Below are 22,787 nucleotides of genomic sequence, written 5' to 3'. Positions count from 1 at the left end.
CAATGAATTGATTTTCCTTGTTTATTTTCTGGTAATTCTGGCCGAACGCGTTCGGCCCAGGTTTGTCATCAGTCTCAAGGCTCCCCAGGGGGAGCTTTCTGAATCAGGTCATGATTACCGGCCAGTCGGGTGGGGTGTGACTCATCACTTCCATCGCCACGTCTTTGACATTGGCCCAAATCGCCGCGAAATCGAGACTCATGCCCAGCAGTCCGGTAGCGAACCAGCATGAAGCCGCAATGCCCAGTCCGGTGGAGAGTACCGCCAGTACAGGGGACTCGGAACGACGAAACTGAATATTCAGGGTGCTGGCAAAAAACATCAGCAGTGCGCTTAACAGTTGCCAGCGCATTAAAACCACACCCGTGGTGATCGTAGCCATGAAACCTCATCCTCGAAGCAAACTTATTACTTACGCATAACGGCATGACGCAGAGCGCGCGATAAGGGTGACCCGGGGCCGTCAAAGGGAATAAGTCGTAACAGAAAATGTAAACGGATGTCCTGTTGCATAGGACGTGTGAACTATATCACATTTGTTGATTAATTCACCAGAGGTTGAGGAAATTTTTAGCAACAAAAGACCATTTCGGACGGCCGTTCAGGTACCGCCCGTCTCTTTCAGGCATGGTGACGATAGTCGGTGGGGGTACGATCGAATTCGCGGCGGAAGACTCGCGAAAAGGTCTGTTGCGAAACGTAACCAAAGTCCATGGCGATATCAAAAATAGGCCGCTGGGTGGTACGCAGCGCTTCGGCGGCCATCGCAAGGCGCCGCTGGCGAATATATTCGCCCAGGGTCTGATGCATGACTGAGCGGAACATGCGCTGCAGGTACCACTTTGAGTAACCGGATTTTTTCGCGACGGTATCGATGTTGAGCGGCTGGTCGATATGGTCATCAATCCATTGGGTTAAGGTTTGGATAATCTCCTGATGTGGCGACATAGGCATCCTCTCTTATCTTCTTATACCCTGGTTTTCAGGCGAATCATTAAGGCCTGATGCGACGGGTATCGTACTTTTCACTGGCGACGAGTATAATTCCTCAAGTTAACTTGAGGTAAAGAGCTTTTGGAAAAGAAATCATCCCGACTAAAAACCCTGCTTACGCCGGGGGAAGTTGCCAGGCGTAGCGGCGTTGCCGTTTCGGCGCTGCACTTTTATGAGAGTAAGGGGCTTATCCACAGTCAGCGCAATGGCGGCAATCAGCGGCGTTATACCCGTGATGTATTGCGCTATGTGGCGATCATCAAGATAGCCCAGCGTATCGGTATTCCTCTGGCGACCATTGGTGAAGCCTTTAGCGTGCTGCCCGAAGGCCATACATTGAGCGCCAAAGAGTGGAAGGCGCTGTCATCGACCTGGCGCGAAGAGCTGGAACGACGTATCAATACGCTGATTGCCCTGCGCGATGAGCTGGATGGCTGTATCGGCTGCGGCTGTCTGTCGCGCAAGGATTGCCCACTGCGTAACCCGAATGACCGTCTTGGTGCCGAAGGCGCCGGGGCGAGGCTGCTGGAAGAGCCTGCCGATCGGGCGCCGCATGTCAGCGATGAGTAACGGGCATCGTTGATGAAGTGTTAGCGTTGCTGTTAACAGTTTGCGCAGCAACGACATCGTTTGCGCATCCGCTGGCTAAAAAAGCGACGATAACGATTTTTTTTAGTCGAAAGGGGTAAAGTTTGGTTGAAAATCCCCTAATGATGCCAGGATAATCGTTTGCCTTAAATTTCCGGCCGTTTTTTACGCGTGGGGTTAAACGTTTGCATTGCCAGGGTACCCCCTTTTTCTAACGCCAGGTAATGCCAGGACGAAAGACGTTTATACCCGTCATACTTCAAGCTGCAGGTGCGTTGGCTGCGTTCGTTTACCCTGGTCACATAGTACGGCTATGCTCCCTGGGACTCACGAACTTGCCGCGTTACGAGGCACTGGCGAGCCTCGCCCCTTCGGGGCCGTGCTAAATCTGCCGGTGGCAGATATGTCCTGCAACTCGAATTAGTTAGGGTATAGCCAGCATAGGGCTGTTCACCGCGCGTAACGGTAACTTCATAAAAAAGCATCAGGGGATATTTCACTATGTCTACTCCTTCTCCGCGTGCCGGCGGCTCTCTGGACGCCTGGTTCAAGATATCCGCGCGCGGCAGTACGGTGCGCCGCGAAGTGGTGGCGGGTCTGACCACCTTCCTGGCCATGGTTTACTCGGTGATCGTGGTGCCGGGCATGCTCGGTAAAGCGGGCTTTCCGCCTGCGGCAGTATTTGTCGCGACCTGCCTGGTGGCGGGCGTAGGCTCCATCGCTATGGGGCTGTGGGCCAATCTTCCACTGGCGATTGGTTGCGCGCTGTCGCTGACCGCCTTTACCGCTTTCAGCCTGGTGCTGGGCCAGCAGATTAGCGTGCCGGTGGCGCTGGGGGCGGTCTTCCTGATGGGAGTACTGTTTACGGTGATCTCCGCGACAGGCATTCGCAGCTGGATTTTACGCAACCTTCCTATGGGCGTCGCTCAGGGAACCGGCGTAGGTATCGGGCTGTTTTTGCTGCTTATCGCTGCCGATAGCGTCAAACTGGTGGTCAAAAACCCGCTGGAAGGGCTACCCGTCGCCTTTGGCGATTTCACCAGTTTTCCGGTGATGATGTCGCTGCTGGGGCTGGCGGCTATTATTGGCCTGGAGCGCCGCAAAGTGCCGGGCGGCATTCTGCTGACCATTATCGCTATCTCGATTATCGGCATGATTTTCGATCCTGCCGTGCACTTTAGCGGCTCGCTGTTTGCCATGCCTTCGCTGAGTGATGAGCACGGTAATTCGCTGATCGGCAGCCTGGATATTATGGGCGCTCTGAACCCGCTGGTTCTGCCCAGCGTGCTGGCGCTGGTGATGACTGCGGTCTTCGATGCGACCGGTACTATTCGCGCTGTGGCGGAGCAGGGGGACCTGTTGGATAAAGACGGGCAAATTATCGATGGCGGCAAAGCGCTGACCACCGACTCCATGAGCAGTATCTTCTCAAGCCTGGTCGGCGCCTCGCCCGCTGCGGTTTATATTGAGTCGGCGGCGGGAACGGCTGCCGGGGGGAAAACCGGTCTGACCGCCATTGTGGTCGGCGTGCTGTTCCTGCTGATTCTGTTCCTTTCGCCGCTCTCTTATCTGGTTCCGGCCTATGCCACCGCGCCGGCGCTGATGTACGTGGGACTGCTGATGCTGAGCAATGTAGCGAAGCTGAACTTCGATGATTTCGTCGATGCTATGGCGGGACTGATGACGGCGGTGATTATTGTTTTTACCTGCAACATCGTCACCGGCATTATGATTGGCTTCGCCAGTCTGGTGGTGGGGCGTATATTCTCTGGCGAATGGCGTAAGCTGAACATCGGCACCGTGCTGATTGCCGTGGTACTGGTGGCGTTTTACGCTGGTGGCTGGGCCATTTAACTTTTCCCGTATTTTTCCAGACTTTTCCCCGGGCCGGGTTCTTCGGCCCGCTTGATTTCTGCGCCGTTTAAGGCACATCCTGTATCATCTTATGTAAAGATAGTGTTCTATGATGAGAACGCTTCTCTTCGTTTCATGACAAACACATCGCAGTACAACTAAGGATAGTATGGAAATCTTTTTTACCATTTTGATTCTGACGCTGGTGGTTTCGCTGTCAGGGGTGGTGACGCGGATTCTGCCGTTCCAGATTCCGCTGCCGCTGATGCAGATCGCTATTGGTGCATTGCTGGCCTGGCCCAAATTCGGCCTGCACGTGGACTTTAACCCTGAGCTGTTCCTGGTTCTGTTCATCCCGCCGCTGCTGTTTGCCGACGGCTGGAAGACGCCCACCAGGGAGTTCATCAACCACGGGCGAGAGATTATCGGACTGGCGCTGGTGCTGGTGTTGCTGACCGTGGTGGGGATCGGCTTCCTGATTTATTACATGGTGCCGGGCATCCCGTTGGTCCCGGCCCTTGCGCTGGCCGCTGTGCTGTCGCCTACCGATGCGGTAGCGCTTTCAGGCATTGTGGGTGAAGGGCGCATACCCAAGAAGATTATGGGGATCCTGCAGGGCGAAGCGCTGATGAACGATGCTTCCGGCCTGGTTTCACTGAAATTCGCGGTGGCGGTGGCCATGGGCACTATGGTGTTCACCGTGGGCGGTGCGACGCTGGAGTTCCTTAAGGTGGCTATTGGCGGTCTGCTGGCGGGCTTTGTCGTAAGCTGGCTGTATGGCCGTTCGCTGCGCCTGATGAGCCGCTGGAGCGGCGATGAACCGGCGACTCAGATAGTGCTGCTGTTCCTGCTGCCGTTCGCCTCCTATCTGATTGCGGAACATGTCGGTGTTTCCGGCATTCTGGCCGCGGTCGCGGCGGGGATGACCATCACCCGCTCCGGCGTGATGCGTACAGCCCCGTTGGCGATGCGCCTGCGTGCCAACAGCGTCTGGGCGATGCTGGAATTCGTGTTTAACGGCATGGTATTCCTGATGTTGGGTCTGCAGTTGCCGGGCATTCTGGAAAACTCGCTGGCGGCGGCGGAAGCCGATCCCAACGTGGAAGTCTGGATGCTGTTCCTGGATGTGGTGCTGATCTACTTCGCGCTGATTCTGGTACGCTTTGCCTGGCTGTGGCTGATGAAGCGCTTTAGCCTGCGTTTTCTGAAAAAACGCCCGATGGAGTTTAGTTCCTACACCACCCGCGAGCTGCTGATTGCTTCGTTTGCCGGCGTGCGCGGCGCCATTACCCTTGCCGGTGTGCTCTCTATTCCTCTGCTATTGCCGGGGGGAGATCCCTTCCCGGCGCGCTACGAGCTTATTTTCCTTTCGGCCGGCGTTATCCTGTTCTCGCTGTTTGTCGGCGTGATTATGCTGCCGATTCTGTTGCGCCATGTGGAGCTACCGGACAACGCGCAAACCCGTAAAGAGGAACGTCTTGCCAGGGCCGCTATTGCTGAAGTGGCTATCGTCGCGATTCAGAAAATGGAAGAGCGTCTGGCGGCGGATACCGAAGAAAACATTGACGATCAACTGCTGCGTGAAGTCAGTTCGCGGGTTATCGGCAACCTGCGTCGCCGGGCTGATGGTCGTAATGATGTGGAAAACTCGGAGCTGGAAGAAAATCTTGAACGTCGTTTCCGCCTGACGGCGCTGCGTTCGGAGCGTGCGGAGCTATACCACCTGCGCGCCACCCAGAAAATCAGCAACGAGACGTTGCAGAAGCTACTGCACGATCTCGACCTGCTGGAAGCGCTGCTTATAGAGAACGACTAAACCGGTTTCCCCTCTCTCTTTCGGGGAGAGGGGCGCCTTAAGGCTCTATCGACCAGAACGCCTTACAGCAGCGGATCCAGGCACGGGCGCTCTGGGAAAGATAGCTGTCGCGGCGCCAGATCATGCCCAGTTGCCAGCGTAGAGGGCTGTGTAGTGGAAGCCACACCAGATTGGTTTTGTCCAGACGCTGGCAGATAGGCTCCGGCAAAATGGCGATACCCACGTTGGCCTGTACCATGGCGGCCAGAAAATCCCACTGGCCGCTGCGTACCGCGATGCGCGGTGAAATATGGTGTTCGGCGAACAACTGAGTCATCTGACGACTCAGCGAGAAATCTTCGTTATAGACCAGCAGCGGCCAGTCTTCGAGCTCTTCCAGAGCTACGCCGTTGCGCGACAGCCAGGGGCCGCTGCGCGGGGCCAGTACGCACATCGAATGGCTGGAAAAGGCCAGGGTTTCCAGGTTGTCGTCCGGTTCGGAGGTCAGCGCGGTCATCGCCAGATCGAGCTCGCTGTTCATTACCGCCTGTTGCACCTTCAGACCGCCAAATTCGGCGATCTTCAATTCAATACCGGGATACTGGCGGCGATATTCAGCGATAGGCTCCGCCATCATCATGCCCACCATCGGTGGAATTCCCAGTCTCAACACCCCTTTATTAAGGTTGTTAATGTCCGCCAGTTCATTCTTCAGCTGGCGAAACTCGCCAAGGATCGCCACGCCACGTTCGAATACGGCCCGTCCGGTATCGGTCAGCACCAGGCGACGTCCTTCGCGCAGCAACAGCGTACAGCCCAGTTCGTCTTCCAGGTTGCGCAACATTTTGCTGATGGTGGGTTGGGTGACAAACATCTTTTCCGCTGCCCGGGTAAAGCTCTGCTGGCGAACCACCTCGACGAAGTAGCGCAGCGTTCTGATGTCCATAACTATTCCTGTTAACTATACCTGCGATGAGTTTAATTCATTACTTGCATTATCGCAGGCTTACTATACTGCACTCCTGGCTATTTTTTCAGGGTCTGACGCTATGCCTGCGGCGCCGCGCGCTTTTGCGCCCGTTGTTTCCCGGTTAACGACGCCCTTCCAGGTGTTGCTGTATGCCGGTCTGTTTCTGGTGGCGCAACTGATGGTAGGATGGTTTCATCTTCCGCTTCCCGCCAATCTTGTCGGGATGTTGCTGCTATTATCATTAATTCTGCTGCGTATTGTGCCCATCAACTGGGTTCGTGATGGTGCCAGATGGCTGCTGGCTGAAATGCTGTTGTTCTTTGTGCCTGCGGTGGTGGCGGTAGTGAATTACACCCAATTGCTGCTGGCGGACGGTTGGCGGATTCTGCTGGTGATCGCGCTCAGTACGCTGATGGTACTGGGCGCTACCGGCTGGGTGGTCGAGAAAATTTACCGTTTCGAAGTGGCGCGTGCGGCGCGCAAGGATGTGGTCGGTGACTAATCTGCCGCTCGGGCTGTTTTGCCTGGGGTTGACTCTGGTGCTCTACTATTTCAATAAGCGACTATGGCGCCGCTTTCGCAAACTGCCGCTGATGCCGCTGGTCTTTACGCCATTGCTGCTGGTGGCGGTACTGGTCTTTGGGCATATCTCTTATCAAAACTATATCTCGCAAAGCCACTGGCTGATCTGGCTGCTGGGGCCGGCGACGATCGCCTTTGCCGTACCGGTATATGAGAACCTGGCGTTGATTCGTCGCCACTGGATGTCGCTGTGCGCAGGAACGCTGACCGCGACGGTGGTGGCGGTGACCAGCTCGGTCTGGCTGGCGCGCTGGCTGATGCTGTCCGACGAGGTGCAGCGCAGCCTGGCGGTACGCTCCATTACCACGCCTTTCGCTCTGGCGGCGGCGCAGCCCATGGGCGGTCAGCCGGATCTGGTGGCGCTATTTGTGGTAGTGACTGGCGTGTTTGGTATGGCGGTGGGGGATGTGCTGTTTCTGCGGCTCGCAATTCGCGAGGGCGTGGCGAAAGGCGCTGCGTTGGGCGCCGCTTCGCACGGCGCCGGAACCGCTCGTTCCTGCGAGATGGGCCCGCAGGAGGGTATGGTGGCGAGCCTTGTCATGATGCTCTCCGGCGTCATCATGGTGCTGGCTGCCCCGCTGGTATCCCGCCTGCTTTTCTAGCCTTTCAGACGGCGGATTAACTCAAACTCCTTAAACTGTACCGGACGCTGAAGTTGCAGGGAGCGATTGCCTGCGATGCCGGTCAGAATAGAGAGGGCACCAGCCCGATGATCGGCGGCGCGTTTGAGCGGATCTTCTCCCGGTTCGCCGAACAGATCCGCCAGCATGGCGTTGTCGCCGCCGCCATGACCCCCTTCGCCGACGGTAAACTCCGCTTTCCAGGGGGCGCCGAACATCGGAAATACCGTGATATCGCAGCTTTCCAGGCTGCCTTCGTTATCCCGTTCGCCACCGGCGTTAACGTAAGACATCTCCACCAGCTTCATCTCCAGCCGCCCTTTACTACCATTAAACACAATGTTCAGCCCTTCCCAGGGCAGGTATGCGTTTAGCGAATAGGTCAGCTGTACCCGATTCTGGTACTTCACCAGCACCGATAAGGTATCTTCAATCGTAATGCCGTCGCTAAAGACGTTCTGGTCGCGGAAGTAGTTATCTTCGTGTTCGGCATCCAGGTAGAGCCCTTTAAGCTGAGGGTTGTCCGCCATATCCAGGGCGAAGGGATCGTCTTTCGCCGCCGGGTAGCCGTGAGCCCGGGGATAAAACTGCGTAATACCGCGTCGTTCCGCGTTTTCGCGACCATAGAAACGTAGATCTCCTTCGGCGTAAACCCGTTCCGGATAGCTGTCCAGCCAGAAGTTCATCAGGTCGAAGTGGTGGGTGGATTTGTGCACCAGCAGCCCGCCGCTGTTGCGTTTTTCCCGATGCCAGCGCCGGAAATAGTCGGCACCGTGTTCGGTATTGAGCAGCCATTCGAAGTGCACCGAAAAGATCTCGCCAATCACGCCGTCGCGCAGCAGTTCGCGAACCTTGCTGTGGTGCGGCGCATAGCGGTAGTTAAAAGCGACACGTACCTCGCGGCCTGTTTCTTCAATGGCGTCGAGGATGCGCAGTGCGCGCTGCTCATCGATGGTCATCGGCTTTTCGGTAATCACGTCGCAGCCCGCGCGCAGGGCGCGCACGATATAGTCGTCGTGGGTGCGATCCACGGTGGTGACGATCACCACATCGGGCCGGGTTTCGTGAATCATCGCCTCGAATCTGTCCGCTTTCCAGGTACTGACTGGTGCAACACCTGCTTTTTCCAGCAGGCGATTAGCGTAATCCATTCGGGTCTGGTTAGTGTCACAGAAGGCGACCATCTGCGCGTTATGGCGAAAGGTACCGCCGATAGCCTCAATATAGAGCCCGGCGCGACCGCCGGTGCCGACCAGTGCGTAGCGTTTCATTTTGTCTCCCTTAGCATAGAGTCATTTAAAATCCCCCTTTGACACGCGGGCCATTCGGGGTAAAACAGTGCCAGGCACACTTCCTGAAACGGAGAGCGGCATGGCGCGAATTCCTCATCAACTGCTGGAGCTAAACAGCCCCTTTATCTGGCACTGGCCCAGGCTGGAGCAGGCGGTCGCAGTCGCGAAGCGCTATGGCTTTACCGGCGTCATACTGCACCAGCAGGAGCTACTGGCGCTGCTGGCGGAGCCTTCGCCTTTCGCTTCCCGGCTGGAGTCGGGAAATTTGCGTCATCAGCGGCGTCATGCGCTGCTTTACCTGCAGCGGGTGGCGCGCTGGCTGGAGCAGCACAATCTTGCCTTCTGGCTACAGGCCGAAGCGGCGCCGCCACAGGAAACTCTGCGCCAGAAGTTTCCCGAACAGGCTCCGGACGGCGGTTTGTCGTTCTGGAGCGACTTTTATCAATCGACCCTGGCGCCGTTGCTGAAAATGCCGACGCTACGTGGCCTGGTGCTGAGCCTGACCACGCCCGCCTGGCAGCCCGGCCCATGGAAAGCCGCGCTACACGATATCTGGCGTTCCCTGCGCATTGCCGGTAAGCAACTGGTGTTGCGCGACTTTATCGATACCTCCTGGCCGCGCCAGCAGCTTCAGTCAGTACTGACATCGCTACCGGAAGAAGTTCGCGCTTCGCTCAAAGCTACAGAACTTGACTATCATCCCGGCTTCGCAAACCATCCGCTGATCGCCACGCTACCCCATATCAAGTGGATCGAATTCGATCTGTGGGGGATCGGCTATGGCTGGTCGGTACTGCCCTGCTACCTGGCCGATGAAATCCAGGGGCGTCTGAGCTGGGCCCAGAGCGTGGCCCCCGGCGGCGTGGAGGCGGTCACCGCCCGTATTAACTGGCAGTGGCTGAGCGACAGTTCGCTTATTGGCTCCGTTAACGAGGTCAATCTCAGCGGTTTGCGCGCGGCGCGCCTTGGCGAGCCCAGCGCTCCGCTGCTGGAGGCCTGGTTCGCGGAGCAAGGCATGACTTTCCGCACCTGTCAGCAGCGCCAGCAAATAGCGGAACTCTACGGCGCCAGCGCTAACTGGTTGGCGAAAACCTGTAATCTGCTGGGCCGCCGTCTGCATTGGCAGAGCCAGGCGCCGGAAAGTCTGGCCCAGGCCGAGCAACTGCTGCATATGGATACCCGTAGCGCCCGCTGGGCGCTGGCGTTCCAGCCGTTGCTGCCGGGCGATGATCCTCAGCTTGGCCATGAACAGCGTACGCTGATTCAGCTGGAGAAATCGTCGTCGGCGCATCTGTGCGCCGCCGCCATTACGCGGCTTCGGGAACTACAGCCGCAGCTCCAGGGCCAAAGCGACGCCTTTGGCGTTTTGCAGACGGCCTGGCAGTGCGCCGGGCGCTACAGCCAGATGTTTGGTCTGGTAGCAGAGTCCGTGGTTGCAGCGCTGTGGCGTGAGCGCTATGGCGCATCGCAGGAATCGCTGATTCCCCATGTCAAGGCTCTGAAGGCGTACGCCGATGAGCTGGAACGCTGGTTTCCGACGCTGCCCGTCTCTGCGCCGCTGGCGGCGCCGCAGCTTTTTGCACCGGAACGGCTACGCGCTCTGGCGGCTTCGTTACCGGGATAAGAGTAAGACCTGGCGATGGCGCTGTCAGCGTACGGGAGAAGGCGATAGCGGCGCTGGCGCGCAGGATGGGGGGGAAATGTGATGTTAATCACAAACTGGCGCTGTTTCATGCGATCTGTATCCCACTTTTCCCCGGCGTAAGTGTGAAAACGTTCGCAGAAGGGGGATTAAAGCGTGATTCAGATCCCAGGCCGGGCGAAGCTCTCCACTCCACAGAAGCTGTTGATATGCAAGGCTGGTATACTGACTTTCCCGTTGTAAATAATCCGTTAATGAGGGGATCTCTGAACCGGGGTATAGATTCTATGGGTAGGTTAGTAAAGATAAGATAATAACTTTTTCACCTTTGGCTTCGTTTATATAAACCGTTCCCGTGTTCTTTTTTTCCCATCTCTCACCATGCGAATCTGTCTTTTTTTTGTTAAATTTCATGTGGTTCAAGTAATCACGTAGTGCGTCAGCATCAGTAGCATCATGATATTCAATAATGCTCATACGTGGGGATGATCCATCTAATTCCCAATATTCAAACTGATAATGATTGCTGATCCTGGGAGCATTTTTAATCAGATTATCGGTAAACCAGTAGTAACTTAAAAAATCACTCTCTTTATATCGTGAGGACTCTCCCGGCCCCGGTGTGAACTTAATTAATATAACATTCCACACAATGAATAAGGCTGCGATAATCAACAGGATGATGCGAATATTCTTTTTCATGCCCCACCTGTAAATAAACCAAAGCTAACACCATTCTTTGCGAGTGGCTTTGCTATGCTACTGTTAATATTTTTGAATGGGCGAATATAACGCATCCAGTAAGGAAGTTGGCCGTGATAAGGGAAGCGACGACCACAAGGATTGTCTGGGTCCGGGAAGAGTAAAGGCAGGAATGATTTGTTCTTATGCTGGCCTACCGCCCCGTAAAAGTCCCAGCGTCTTAAAGCTTTCTCTTTGGCATCGATGGTCAGTCTTCCGAGGTAATTTGAAGGCCGGACTACCGAATAGAAACTCAACAGGTCAGATACAAGATCTTCTGCGCTAAAGCCACTATCTGTTACCCAACTAAAATGCGTTTGCCATGATTCGAACATGTAGGCGGTGTGCATCACTATTGCTAATGCAATGCTTTCAACTTCACTACGTGAACGACCTCTTTTTACTTCCCACTCGGCGAAACGTCCGGTAGTGAAAACATAGTTTTTATAGACCATTTTCTGTTTGTAGGATATGCGGTATTTATCTTTTCCGCTGACCTCACCATACCTGAATTGGGATAATAAATTTTCTATATCCTCCCCCCTGGCATGGCCCAAATCTATCCATCCCAACTCTTCGGTATAGATAAGGCCACTAGCGCCTCTTGTTAAAATGGCCCTGCTTTTATCTATAATGTCTGACCTGTTGCTCATACGGCCTTCCCATTATCAGTATCCCCCTGGAAAGTACTTTATCACCCGTAGTTGATCATGTCTTTAGGCTAATATCTGAACCAATCAGAAGGAAAAGTAATTCAGTAAAATGGCTGTTCAGAAAAATATTGGTGAGTTGATTGAGGAGGGGAGGATTGCGACAGGGGTTCACCATTTAAAAATGATGTAAAAGAAAAAAGCAGTCGTAAGTGTGAAAACGTTCGCAGAAGGGGGATTAAAGCGTGATTCAGATCACGTGATAAGCCCCCGGCCCGCAGGCCGGGAGAAAGTCAGTTAGTGGGCACGGCCCTGTTCGATACCGATCCCGGTCTGGGAACGGATAAACTGGGCGCGGAACTGGGAGCGTTCCCGGGCACCTTCGGGGCTGTTATCGGTAATCGAAAACAGCCAGATCCCGATAAAGGCCACCAGAATCGAAAACAGTGCCGGGTACTCATACGGGAAAAGTGGTGCGGTATGCCCCAGAATCTGCACCCAGATCGTGGGGCCGAGGATCATCAGGATCACCGCGGTCAGCAGCCCCAGCCAGCCGCCGATCATCGCGCCGCGAGTAGTCAGCTTCGACCAGTACATGGAAAGCAGGATGATCGGGAAGTTACAGCTGGCGGCGATGGAGAAGGCCAGCCCCACCATAAAGGCGATGTTCTGATTTTCGAACAAAATCCCCAGCAGGATCGCGATTACCCCCAGCACCAGTACAGTAATTTTCGATACCCGCAGCTCATCGCGCTCGGTGGCGCCCTGGCGGAATACGTTGGCGTACAGATCGTGAGAAACTGCGGAGGCGCCCGCCAGCGTCAACCCGGCCACGACGGCAAGAATGGTGGCGAAGGCGACGGCGGAGATAAATCCAAGGAACAGATTACCGCCTACTGCATTAGCCAGGTGCACAGCCGCCATATTGTTGCCGCCGATAAGCGCACCTGCGGCATCTTTAAAGGCAGGATTTGCCCCCACCAGCATGATGGCTCCAAAACCGATAATAAAGGTCAGGATGTAGAAGTAGCCCATAAAACCGGTAGCGTAGAACACGCTCTTACGGGCTTCCCGGGCGTCGCTAACGGTGAAGAAACGCATCAGGATATGGGGCAGCCCTGCGGTACCGAACATCAGCCCCAGGCCCAGAGACAGCGCGGAGACAGGATCCTTCACCAGACCGCCAGGACGCATAATATCCAGGCCGTTGGGGTGCACCTGTACTGCTTCGCTAAACAGATTGCTGAAGCTGAAACCGACGTGGCGCATTACCATAAAGGCCATAAAGCTGGCGCCGAACAGCAGCAATACTGCCTTAATTATCTGCACCCAGGTGGTGGCCAGCATGCCGCCGAACAGGACATACATCACCATCAGAACCCCCACCAGTACGACCGCCACGTGGTAATTCAGACCGAACAGCAGCTCGATAAGCTTACCGGCACCCACCATCTGGGCGATGAGGTAAAGGGCCACCACCACCAGCGAACCGCAGGCGGAAAGCGTGCGAATTGGCCGCTGTTTCAGGCGATAAGAGGCGACATCGGCGAAGGTATAGCGGCCCAGATTGCGCAGCCGCTCGGCGATTAAAAACAGAATGATGGGCCAGCCGACCAGGAAACCCAGCGAGTAGATCAGGCCGTCGTAGCCAGAGGTATAGACCAGCGCTGAAATGCCCAGAAAGGAGGCGGCAGACATAAAGTCCCCGGAAATCGCCAGCCCGTTCTGAAAGCCGGTGATATTGCCTCCGGCGGTGTAGTAATCGCTACGCGACCGGGTGCGCTTTGAAGCCCACCAGGTAATGCCCAGCGTCAGCAGGACGAACACCACAAACATGATGATGGCCTGCCAGTTGGTGGGTTGACGCTCCACCACGCCGCTAATGGCGTCGGCAGCCGAGGCGACGGGTGCCGTCAACAACAGGAGATAGAGAGCCTTCATGCGTTCACCTCCTGGCGTACGGCTTTGTTCAGGCGATCGAATTCGCCGTTGGCGCGCCAGACGTAAATGCCGGTCAGAATGAAAGAGATTATGATAACGCCGATGCCGATAGGGATCCCTCTGGTCACGCTGGTCTGTCCGTGTAGCGGCGTTCCCAGCCAGGCCGGGGCGAAGGCGATGAGTAAAATAAAGCCTACGTAAATCGCCAGCATTATCAGCGATAGCGTCCAGGCGAATTTTTGACGTTTGGCTACCAGCTCCCTGAAATGCACACTCCCTTCTATCCGCTGACAAATGACATCATTCATCACAGAGTTCTCCAGAGGTCAGTTTCAATTGTTATTTTTTCAGGGGTAAGGGACCGCAGGGGAACCCCTCCGCATACCCGGTACCGTCGGGATCTTCCCGGCGAATTTATACCGATGGCGCCCGGCATAAGCCGGTACGCCATGCGGCGGACTGCTGGTCTTTCCGGCGAGGATGCCGGTTAAGATGGCATGGCGATAGACGATTTTTCTTCGAGCAGTTTTTCCACAACGCCTGGATCGGCAAGCGTGGACGTATCCCCCAGATTGCTGGTGTCGCCGGCAGCGATTTTACGCAGAATGCGGCGCATAATCTTGCCGGAACGGGTTTTTGGCAGGGAGTCAGTCCAGTGTAATACGTCCGGAGTGGCCAGCGGGCCAATCTCTTTACGCACCCAGTTTCTCACCTCGGCGTAGAGTTCCGGCGTTGGTTCTTCGCCATGATTAAGAGTGACGTAGGCGTAAATAGCCTGCCCCTTGATATTATGCGCAATGCCCACCACTGCCGCTTCGGCTATCTTCGGATGCGAAACCAGCGCTGATTCGATTTCAGCGGTGCCCAGACGGTGGCCGGAGACGTTCAGGACGTCGTCCACGCGTCCGGTGATCCAGTAATAGCCGTCTTCATCGCGACGAGCGCCATCGCCGCTAAAATAGCGGTTTTTGAAGGTGGAAAAGTAGGTCTGTTCAAAGCGTTCGTGATCGCCAAACAGGGTACGAGCCTGACCTGGCCAGGAGTCGGCAATGGTCAGATTACCTTCGGTGGCACCAGGCAAGGCATTGCCTTCGTTATCGACCAGCTCCGGCTGAATACCGAAGAAGGGCAGGGTGGCGGAACCGGCTTTTAGTTCGGTAGCGCCGGGCATGGGGGCTATCATAAATCCGCCGGTTTCGGTCTGCCACCAGGTGTCCATGACCGGGCAGCGTTTGTTGCCAATTTTGTCCCAGAACCACTCCCAGGCTTCCGGATTGATGGGCTCTCCTACGGAACCAAGAATACGCAGCGATGAACGGTCGGTGCCTTCAATGGCTCTATCTCCTTCGGCCATTAGCGCGCGGATGGCGGTGGGGGCGGTATAGAGGATATTCACCTGGTGTTTGTCTACCACCTGCGCCATGCGGTTGGGCTGCGGCCAGTTCGGCACCCCTTCGAACATCAGGGTGGTGGCCCCGCAGGCCAGCGGGCCGTAGAGCAGGTAGCTATGACCGGTTACCCAGCCCACGTCGGCAGTGCACCAGTAAATCTCGCCCGGATGATAATCAAAGACATATTTAAAGGTGGTGGCGGCGTACACCAGATAACCACCGGTGGTGTGTAGCACCCCTTTGGGCTTACCGGTAGAGCCGGAGGTGTATAGAATAAACAGCGGATCTTCCGCATTCATTTCAACCGGCTGATTTTCCGCGCTGGCATTAGCTATCAGATCGTTCCACCACAGGTCGCGGTCCTCATACCAGGCGATATCGCCACTGGTGCGTTTTAGCACCACGACATTGTTTACGCTCTTCACGTTGGGGTTTTTCAACGCATCGTCGACGTTGCGTTTTAGCGGAATAGTGCGACCGGCACGAACCCCTTCATCGGCGGTGATCACCAGTCGGGCGTTACTGTCGATAATTCTGCCAGCGACGGCCTCCGGCGAGAAACCGCCAAAAATTACGGAGTGAATGGCGCCGATACGGGCACAGGCCAGCATCGCGACGGCGGCTTCCGGCACCATCGGCATATAGATAGCGACCACATCGCCTTTTTGGATCCCAAGGCTCAGCAGTACGTTGGCGAAACGGCAGACGTCGGCATGCAATTCGCGGTAAGTAATGGTTTTGCTCTGGCTTGCATCGTCGCCTTCCCAGATAAGCGCGGCACGCTCACCATGCTCTTTCAGATGGCGATCCAGGCAGTTGGCTGCCAGGTTGAGGGTACCGTCCTCATACCATTTGATAGAAATATTTCCCGGTGTAAAAGAGGTGTTTTTCACCTTAGTATAAGGTTTGATCCAGTCCAGTATCTTTCCCTGCTCGCCCCAGAAGGCGTCAGGATCCTGCACGGACTGGCGGTATTTGGCCGCATACTGTTCCGGAGTGATCAGGCAGTCTTCCGCAATATGGGCGGGAATCGGATGTTTGTGTATTTGGCTCATAGCTATTTTCTCCTTCCAGGATGTTAATATTATGTCAACCAAACGTTAATTGTAGGGGTATCAGCGTTTTTGTTTACTATTTGGGCGACAGATCACGCATTGACATAAATGTACAAAAAATGCGCAAACGAAACTGGGTGTGGAAATAATAACCATTAATGATTATTTAAAAAAAAATAAGATAAACCTTTTTTATAACATGGCGTTAGCTATGTTTAGCATCAAAAAAAAGTGCTTACATATGCATTTGGTGTGAATGGCTTTGAATTTCAAGGGTTGCGCGAACTGCCATTCAAATGGTACTGATTAAGAGCGTTAAAACTCCACACATCACCCGACGTTTGTCATACCCCTTTTTTCAGTTTGTGGCGTACTCCCCTGCTGTGGGATGTGAGGCGCCTGGATTCAGGAAGTACAGTTGTTATGAAAAACAGAAAGTTCGGACTTGCCTGGCAGATTCTGCTGGCGTTAGTTCTGGGGATTATTCTTGGGAGTTTCCTCCATTATCAAAGCGACAGCCGTGAATGGTTGATCAACAACCTTCTGTCACCTGCGGGCGACATATTTATTCACCTGATCAAAATGATCGTGGTGCCCATTGTTATCTCTACGCTGGTGGTAGGTATCGCCGGTGTAGGGGACGCCAAACAGCTGGGTCGTATTGGCGTTAAAACGATTCTCTACTTTGAAGTGATTACGACGGTCGCCATTGTTCTGGGCATCACCATGGCCAATGTTTTCCAGCCGGGCCACGGTATTGATATGTCCCAACTGGCAACGGTAGACATCTCGAAATATGAAGCGACCACCCAGGCAGTAGCGGATCACTCTCAGGGATTGATGGGAACCATTCTGTCGCTGGTGCCAACCAACATCTTCGCTTCCATGGTGAAGGGCGATATGCTGCCGATCATCTTCTTTTCGGTGCTGTTTGGCTTAGGGCTGTCATCGCTGCCGGCGAAAAATCGCGATCCACTGGTTACCGTATTCCGCAGCGTTTCCGAAACCATGTTCAAAGTAACTCATATGGTGATGCGCTATGCGCCGGTGGGTGTCTTTGCGCTGATTTCGGTAACGGTGGCGAACTTCGGTTTCGCCTCGCTGTGGCCGCTGGCTAAGCTGGTGATTCTGGTTTACGTGGCGATTTTGTTCTTCGCGCTGGTGGTGCTGGGGGCCGTGGCTCGTCTCTGTGGTCTGCGGGTCTGGACGCTGATTCGTATCCTGAAAGATGAGCTGATACTGGCCTATTCCACCGCCAGCTCCGAGAGCGTGCTGCCGCGTATTATCGAGAAGATGGAAGCCTACGGCGCTCCTTCGTCGATTACCAGTTTCGTGGTACCGACCGGTTATTCGTTCAACCTCGATGGTTCCACGCTGTACCAGAGTATCGCCGCTATCTTTATTGCGCAGCTTTACGGCATTGAGCTTTCCATCTGGCAGGAGATTACCCTGGTGCTGACCCTGATGGTGACTTCAAAAGGGATCGCCGGCGTTCCGGGCGTCTCCTTTGTGGTTCTGCTGGCGACGCTGGGCAGCGTTGGCATCCCGCTGGAAGGTCTGGCCTTCATTGCCGGAGTCGACCGTATCCTGGATATGGCGCGTACCGCGCTGAACGTCGTCGGTAACGCGCTGGCGGTACTGGTGATTGCCAAGTGGGAGCACCGGTTTGATAAGAAAAAAGCGCTGGCCTATGAACGCGAGGTTCTGGGCAAGTTTGATACTACCGCACAGGGCTAACGCAGCAGCAATATAAAACGTCGGTTAAAAGAAGCCCCCGCATCGTTATCGGTGTGGGGGCTTTTTACATTACCCCGCCGCGCTTTCGCGCAGCCTGGATTTCAGGTGTTGATACTCTTCCTGTACGTAACGCTCCGCCGCTTGCTGGTCAGCAATCGACTCCAGACGTACTGCGCTGTATTTATACTCCGGCGTTTTGGTCAGGGGACTCAGGTTTTCGCTAACCAGTTCATTACAGGCGCCAATCCACCACTGATAGGTCATATAGACTGCACCTCGATTGGGACGATCGCTGATCTGAGCCCGTACGATAACTCGCCCCTTGCGCGAGGTTATCCACAGTAGTTCTTCATCGCGGATCCCCAGGCGCGCGGCATCGTCGGTGTGAATCTGGGCATATCCCGGTTCGTCGGCCAGCGCCGCCAGAGCCGCGCAGTTGCCGGTCATCGAACGGCAGGAATAGTGCCCCACTTCACGTACCGTCGACAGCACCATCGGATAGTCATCGCTAAGCTGGTCCTGAGGTGGTAGCCAGTCACAGGTGAAGAACTGCCCCAATCCGTTCGGCCGGTCGAAACGGCCTTCATAAAGCCAGGGAGTTCCCTGATCCTCGGGAGATTCGTCGCGGCATGGCCACTGAATGTAGCCCAGCTCGCCGATCTTTTCGTAGGTGGCACCGTAGAAAGAGGGGCACAAGCGACGCATTTCATCCCAGATAGCCTGGGTGTTTTCATACTGCATCGGGTAGCCCATCCGGGTGGCGAGTTCGCTAATAATCTGCCAGTCGGTTTTCAGATCCCACTGGGGCTCCACCGCTTTAAAGAAGCGCTGGAAGCCGCGATCGGCTGCGGTATAGACTCCTTCATGCTCTCCCCAACTGGTGGCGGGCAGCACCACGTCCGCCACTGCTGCGGTTTTGGTCATAAAGATGTCCTGCACCACCAGAAGATCCAGACCATCCATCGCTTCGCGTATCGCTGACAGTTCGGCATCGGTTTGCATGGGGTCTTCGCCCATAATATATGCTGCGCGGACTTCGCCGTGGGCCACGCGGTGGGGCAATTCGCTAATGCGATAGCCGGTTTTCTCCGGAAGCCCGGGAACGCCCCAGGCTTTGGCGAATTTCTCGCGGTTTTCTGCCACGCTGACGGACTGATAGCCAGGGAAGGTATCCGGTAGCGCGCCCATATCGCAGGCGCCCTGAACGTTATTCTGGCCGCGTACCGGGTTAACGCCGACATTAGGCTTGCCCAGGTTGCCGGTCAGCAGCGCCAGACTGGTCAGGGCGCGTACCGTCTCGACTCCCTGATAGAACTGGGTCACGCCCATGCCCCAAAGAATAGTGGCGGTTTTGGCTGTAGCGTAGAGTCTGGCGGCCCGGCGAATATCGGCGGCGGCCACGCCGGTCACCTCTTCCACCGATTCCGGGGTATAACGGGTGACTATCTCGCGCCAGGCGTCGAAGCCTTCGGTGCGCGATGCGATAAAGGTGCGATCCTCCAGCTCCTCTTCGATAATTACGTGGCCCATCGCATTCAGCAGCGCGATATTGGAACCATTGCGCAGCTGTAGATGGAGATCGGCAATGCGCGCGCTTTCTATGCGCCGCGGATCGCAGACGATAAGCTTCGCGCCTTTCTGTTTCGCGCGGATCACCCGGTTGGCGATAATCGGGTGTGAATCGGCCGGGTTATAGCCGAAGATCAGCAGTAAATCGGTATCCTCAATCTCAGTGACTGAGTTGCTCATAGCGCCATTGCCCACTGACTGGTGCAGACCTGCAACCGAAGGGCCGTGTCAGACGCGTGCGCAGCAGTCGACGTTGTTGGTGCCGATAACGGCCCGGGCGAATTTTTGCATCAGGTAATTCGCTTCATTGCCGGGGCCGCGGGAAGAGCCGGTGGTCATAATGGCGTCGGGACCGTACTTTTCCCGCACCGCCATAAATTTATCAGCGACATAATCCAGCGCCTCCTGCCAGGTGACGGACTCCAGCCTGCCGCCGCGCTTGCGGCGAATCATCGGACTTTTTAGCCGGGGGGTCAGAATCTGGGTGTCGTTAAGAAAGTCCCAGCCGTAGTAGCCTTTCAGGCATAGCGTGTTCTGATTGTTTTTGCCTGGCGCAGGTTCGGCGCCAACCACTTTGCCTTCCTCGACCAGCAGATGCATTTTGCAGCCAGAGGCGCAGTAGGGGCAGACGGTAATAACCTTGTTCATGGTGTATCACTCCCTTGCGTGCGTGTGTCGCACCCTTTTTGGGCGGGCAATCGCCGCCTTATGGTATGAAGCTCTCCCTGTCTGATGCATCTTCTGTGCCATGCATTTCAGACCCATATCAGGCATGATAACGGAGAGAAAAACAGCAATTCCCTGATTAAAAACATGGAATTGAACCTCCACAACCGTTAACAGCAAGGAGCTAAGGGATGAAGGAAGTGATAACGGCGCGGCCGGTCGCGCTTGATGGCGTATGTAACGTACGGGATCTGGGAGGCTACCGGGTGCGCGAGGGCATTATTCGCCCTGGTCGTCTGTTGCGCGGTGCGGATCTCAGCGCGTTGACGCTGCCTGGTCAACAACGGCTGGCCCAGCTGTCGGTAAACAGGATTATCGATTTGAGAACCGATGGTGAGGCGATGGATGCGCCAGACCAGTATCCTGCTAGCGCGCGACTGGTGCGGCTGGATGTGCTTAAAGCGGTGATGAAAGGGCACAGCGCCGATCCAAAAGAGATGGTAGCTCGGTTGGGTCAGCGCGATCCGACCCAGATTCTGCTGGAGATTTACCGCGCTTTTATCACCGATGCCGCCTGTCTGGAGGCCTGGCGTGGCTTCTTTAACACTCTGCTGGAAGACGACGACGGCGCGATCTATTTCCATTGCACAGCCGGAAAGGATCGAACAGGATTTGCCGCCGCGCTGGTGTTACTGGCGCTGGGCGCAAAAATGGATGTGATCGTTGCGGATTACCTGCTCAGTAACCGCTATCGTAAAGAAGAAAATCAGCGGCTGCTGGCGAAATTTATGGCCTTTGCGCCAGACAAACGACCAGAGGAGATACTGACCCTGCTGGAGGTACAGGAAGCCTGGCTGCAAAACGCGCTGAATGCGATGGACGACGGTTACGGCAGCGCCGACGCTTTTCTGCGCGATGCGTTGGGCATTGGCGCGCAGGAGCGTCGGCGGTTGAATGAACAGCTGGTGATTGCCGGTTAAAAGTCGAGCCAGAGCCAGATAAACCGGCTTTCCAGGCCAGAGACCAGGCCGTTGAAAGCCGGTAGCGCCATCAGACCCAGCAGCCCCAGGGCGCACAGCAGACGGAGCGATAGCGATGCCATCATCCCTCCTCACGCTCATGCTGCACTTTACGCAACAGCAGCCACATGCGTACCGTTCTTACTGCCACCTTCCGTGCCGCCGTCGGCTCGGGCGCGGGATCCGGTGCGACGTTTTCCGTCGCGTGGCGGGCAGTTCGATCGGCACCGTTAAGCACCAGGTTCGCAACAATGGCGGTGATGGTTCCGATGGTAATACCGCTGTGCAGAAACAGCTGCGCCATTTCCGGTAACTGGCTGAACAGTCCGGGTACCAGTACCGGCATCATGCCCAGACCAAGCGTCAGCGCGACCACCATTCCGTTGTTATTATTACGATAGTTTACTTTACCCAGGGTTCGGATGCCGGACACGGCCACCATACCGAACATCACCACGCCTGCGCCGCCGAGTATCGGTTTCGGGATCATCACCACCAGCGCAGCCATTTTAGCGAACATCCCCATCAAAATGAGAATGCAGCCCGATACTGCCACCACAAAGCGGCTACGCACGCCGGTCAGGCCAATAAGCCCGACGTTCTGGGCAAAGGCGGAGTAGGGAAAAAGATTAAACATGCCGCCAATGGTGGTCGCCAGTCCACAGGCGGTCAGCCCCCGACGCAGCATCGCCTGGTCGGCCTTTCTGCCGACGATTTCGCCGGTCGCCATCATAGAGGACATGGTTTCCACCATCACCACCACCATCACCATCGAGAGTAACACGATAGGCAGCAGGTGAAATTCGGGGGTTGCGAAATGCATCAGGCGCGGAAAGTTAAGCCAGGAAGTCTGAGCAACCACCTGGAAATCGAGAGGGTTAAAAAAGCCCCACAGGATAGTACCGATAATCAGGCCGATCAGCACGGCGATATTTTTAATCAGGCCCGATGCGAAAGTATAAATATTGAGGATGATCACCAGGGTGATAAAGGCCATAATCAGCGATGTCATATCACCAAAACTTGCCATATCGCTGCTGCCGCCGCCGATCCAGCCGCCTGCGACGGGTAAGATCGACAGGCCGATAAGCGTGACGATGGCGCCCATGACGACTTTAGGAAACAGATGCACCATTCGGCAGATCCATGGGGCGCAGAGTAGTGTGAAAATACCGGCGACGATCACTGCGCCTGAAATGCCGCCAATACCGTAATCTTTTCCGATAAGCACCATAGGCACCAGCGCCGCGAAGGTACAGCCTTGCACCACCGGTAGCCGGCAGCCTATCCACTTTCCGATTCCCAGCGCCTGAATAATAGTGGCAGCACCGCAGATAAACAGATCGGTACTGATCAGCATGATCACCTGTTCGGCAGACAGCCCCACGGCGGTACCGACAACGAGGGGAACTGCGACAGCGCCAGCGTACATCACCAGCACATGCTGCAGCCCATAAAGGATCATCTGGCCCGGTGGCAGAATTTCATCAACCGGGCTCGGTGGTGACAGGGGTTTCGTAGGGTTCAGGGTGGATTCTTTCATTGAATATTTTTCTCCTGTACGGCCCGGATAACGGTTATGCGGGCTACGATTCGAAGGCGTACAGCCTCCCTTAGGTGCGTCGTTATCCGGAACGCGTAAATACGGAAAACGCAGGAAACAGAATGCGTAAGCGGTGCCA

General features: G+C 55.6%; 20 protein-coding genes. 8 read left to right on the top strand and 12 right to left on the bottom strand.

Going from position 1 to position 22,787, the window contains the following annotated elements:
• Window positions 1-103 precede the first annotated feature (103 nt).
• Entirely contained in the window at window positions 104-382 is a 279-nt protein-coding gene (locus V3W49_RS04570; RefSeq protein ID WP_500143954.1) for a YjcB family protein, read from the bottom strand.
• A gap of 239 nt (window positions 383-621) precedes the next feature.
• Window positions 622-948: a superoxide response transcriptional regulator SoxS gene (soxS, locus tag V3W49_RS04565; RefSeq protein WP_500143952.1), complete on the bottom strand. Its 327-nt coding sequence runs from the start codon at window positions 946-948 to the stop codon at window positions 622-624.
• Window positions 949-1,074: 126 nt separating this feature from the next.
• Here soxS and soxR point away from each other — a divergent pair, with 126 nt between their 5' ends.
• The 3 genes from soxR (at window position 1,075) to V3W49_RS04550 (ending at window position 5,251) form a co-directional block, all read left to right on the top strand.
• Complete coding sequence (gene soxR / locus V3W49_RS04560; protein ID WP_500143951.1) at window positions 1,075-1,563, top strand: redox-sensitive transcriptional activator SoxR; 489 nt, start codon at window positions 1,075-1,077, stop codon at window positions 1,561-1,563.
• A gap of 519 nt (window positions 1,564-2,082) precedes the next feature.
• Window positions 2,083-3,435 (top strand): NCS2 family permease, encoded by a 1,353-nt coding sequence (locus V3W49_RS04555; RefSeq protein WP_500143950.1) that lies wholly within the window; start codon window positions 2,083-2,085, stop codon window positions 3,433-3,435.
• A 169-nt stretch (window positions 3,436-3,604) separates the two neighbouring features.
• On the top strand, window positions 3,605-5,251 hold the full coding sequence (locus tag V3W49_RS04550) for a Na+/H+ antiporter (RefSeq protein WP_500143949.1): 1,647 nt from the start codon (window positions 3,605-3,607) through the stop codon (window positions 5,249-5,251).
• A 37-nt stretch (window positions 5,252-5,288) separates the two neighbouring features.
• Here V3W49_RS04550 and V3W49_RS04545 read toward each other — a convergent pair whose 3' ends face one another.
• Window positions 5,289-6,176 (bottom strand): LysR family transcriptional regulator, encoded by an 888-nt coding sequence (locus tag V3W49_RS04545; protein WP_500143948.1) that lies wholly within the window; start codon window positions 6,174-6,176, stop codon window positions 5,289-5,291.
• 103 nt (window positions 6,177-6,279) lie between these two features.
• Here V3W49_RS04545 and V3W49_RS04540 point away from each other — a divergent pair, with 103 nt between their 5' ends.
• The gene (locus V3W49_RS04540) at window positions 6,280-6,702 is read left to right on the top strand and encodes a CidA/LrgA family protein (protein WP_500144021.1); all 423 of its coding nucleotides are present in this window, start codon (window positions 6,280-6,282) and stop codon (window positions 6,700-6,702) included.
• The gene (locus tag V3W49_RS04535) at window positions 6,695-7,384 is read left to right on the top strand and encodes an LrgB family protein (protein WP_500143947.1); all 690 of its coding nucleotides are present in this window, start codon (window positions 6,695-6,697) and stop codon (window positions 7,382-7,384) included. The genes V3W49_RS04540 and V3W49_RS04535 overlap by 8 nt, the downstream gene beginning before the upstream one ends.
• Here V3W49_RS04535 and V3W49_RS04530 read toward each other — a convergent pair.
• Window positions 7,381-8,673: a Gfo/Idh/MocA family protein gene (locus V3W49_RS04530; RefSeq protein WP_500143945.1), complete on the bottom strand. Its 1,293-nt coding sequence runs from the start codon at window positions 8,671-8,673 to the stop codon at window positions 7,381-7,383. The genes V3W49_RS04535 and V3W49_RS04530 overlap by 4 nt on opposite strands.
• 100 nt (window positions 8,674-8,773) lie before the next feature.
• On the opposite strand from V3W49_RS04530, the gene V3W49_RS04525 reads away from it, so the two are divergent.
• Window positions 8,774-10,318, top strand: a complete 1,545-nt coding sequence (locus V3W49_RS04525) for a hypothetical protein (protein ID WP_500143943.1) — start codon at window positions 8,774-8,776, stop codon at window positions 10,316-10,318.
• Between the two features lie 303 nt (window positions 10,319-10,621).
• Here the strand turns inward: V3W49_RS04525 and V3W49_RS04520 are convergent, their stop codons facing one another.
• From V3W49_RS04520 to acs, 5 genes are all read right to left on the bottom strand, one after another.
• On the bottom strand, window positions 10,622-11,038 hold the full coding sequence (locus tag V3W49_RS04520) for a hypothetical protein (protein WP_500143942.1): 417 nt from the start codon (window positions 11,036-11,038) through the stop codon (window positions 10,622-10,624).
• The gene (locus tag V3W49_RS04515) at window positions 11,035-11,730 is read right to left on the bottom strand and encodes a hypothetical protein (RefSeq protein ID WP_500143941.1); all 696 of its coding nucleotides are present in this window, start codon (window positions 11,728-11,730) and stop codon (window positions 11,035-11,037) included. Before V3W49_RS04515 ends, V3W49_RS04520 begins: the two co-directional genes overlap by 4 nt.
• A 294-nt stretch (window positions 11,731-12,024) precedes the next feature.
• Window positions 12,025-13,668 (bottom strand): cation/acetate symporter ActP, encoded by a 1,644-nt coding sequence (actP, locus tag V3W49_RS04510; protein WP_500143939.1) that lies wholly within the window; start codon window positions 13,666-13,668, stop codon window positions 12,025-12,027.
• Window positions 13,665-13,976, bottom strand: coding sequence for a DUF485 domain-containing protein (locus V3W49_RS04505; RefSeq protein ID WP_500143937.1), 312 nt, complete (start codon window positions 13,974-13,976; stop codon window positions 13,665-13,667). The genes actP and V3W49_RS04505 overlap by 4 nt, the downstream gene beginning before the upstream one ends.
• Before the next feature lie 179 nt (window positions 13,977-14,155).
• On the bottom strand, window positions 14,156-16,114 hold the full coding sequence (gene acs, locus V3W49_RS04500; RefSeq protein ID WP_500143936.1) for an acetate--CoA ligase: 1,959 nt from the start codon (window positions 16,112-16,114) through the stop codon (window positions 14,156-14,158).
• Window positions 16,115-16,537: 423 nt separating this feature from the next.
• Between acs and gltP the strand changes: the two genes are divergently transcribed.
• Window positions 16,538-17,851: a glutamate/aspartate:proton symporter GltP gene (gltP, locus tag V3W49_RS04495; RefSeq protein WP_500143934.1), complete on the top strand. Its 1,314-nt coding sequence runs from the start codon at window positions 16,538-16,540 to the stop codon at window positions 17,849-17,851.
• Between the two features lie 69 nt (window positions 17,852-17,920).
• Here gltP and fdhF read toward each other — a convergent pair whose 3' ends face one another.
• The gene (fdhF, locus tag V3W49_RS04490) at window positions 17,921-20,068 is read right to left on the bottom strand and encodes a formate dehydrogenase subunit alpha (protein WP_500143932.1); all 2,148 of its coding nucleotides are present in this window, start codon (window positions 20,066-20,068) and stop codon (window positions 17,921-17,923) included.
• Window positions 20,069-20,277: 209 nt separating this feature from the next.
• On the opposite strand from fdhF, the gene V3W49_RS04485 reads away from it, so the two are divergent.
• Window positions 20,278-21,066, top strand: coding sequence for a tyrosine-protein phosphatase (locus tag V3W49_RS04485; RefSeq protein WP_500143930.1), 789 nt, complete (start codon window positions 20,278-20,280; stop codon window positions 21,064-21,066).
• Here the strand turns inward: V3W49_RS04485 and V3W49_RS04480 are convergent.
• Both V3W49_RS04480 and V3W49_RS04475 read right to left on the bottom strand, forming a co-directional pair.
• Window positions 21,063-21,191: a hypothetical protein gene (locus V3W49_RS04480; RefSeq protein ID WP_500143928.1), complete on the bottom strand. Its 129-nt coding sequence runs from the start codon at window positions 21,189-21,191 to the stop codon at window positions 21,063-21,065. The genes V3W49_RS04485 and V3W49_RS04480 overlap by 4 nt on opposite strands.
• Window positions 21,188-22,648 (bottom strand): nucleobase:cation symporter-2 family protein, encoded by a 1,461-nt coding sequence (locus V3W49_RS04475; protein WP_500143927.1) that lies wholly within the window; start codon window positions 22,646-22,648, stop codon window positions 21,188-21,190. The genes V3W49_RS04480 and V3W49_RS04475 overlap by 4 nt, the downstream gene beginning before the upstream one ends.
• Window positions 22,649-22,787 lie beyond the last annotated feature (139 nt).

The organism is Rosenbergiella sp. YN46, assembly GCF_036620675.1.
Taxonomy (GTDB): Bacteria; Pseudomonadota; Gammaproteobacteria; order Enterobacterales; family Enterobacteriaceae; genus Jejubacter.
The sequence above is the reverse complement of the archived record's forward strand: the minus strand, read 5'-3'. Positions and strand labels throughout refer to the sequence as shown.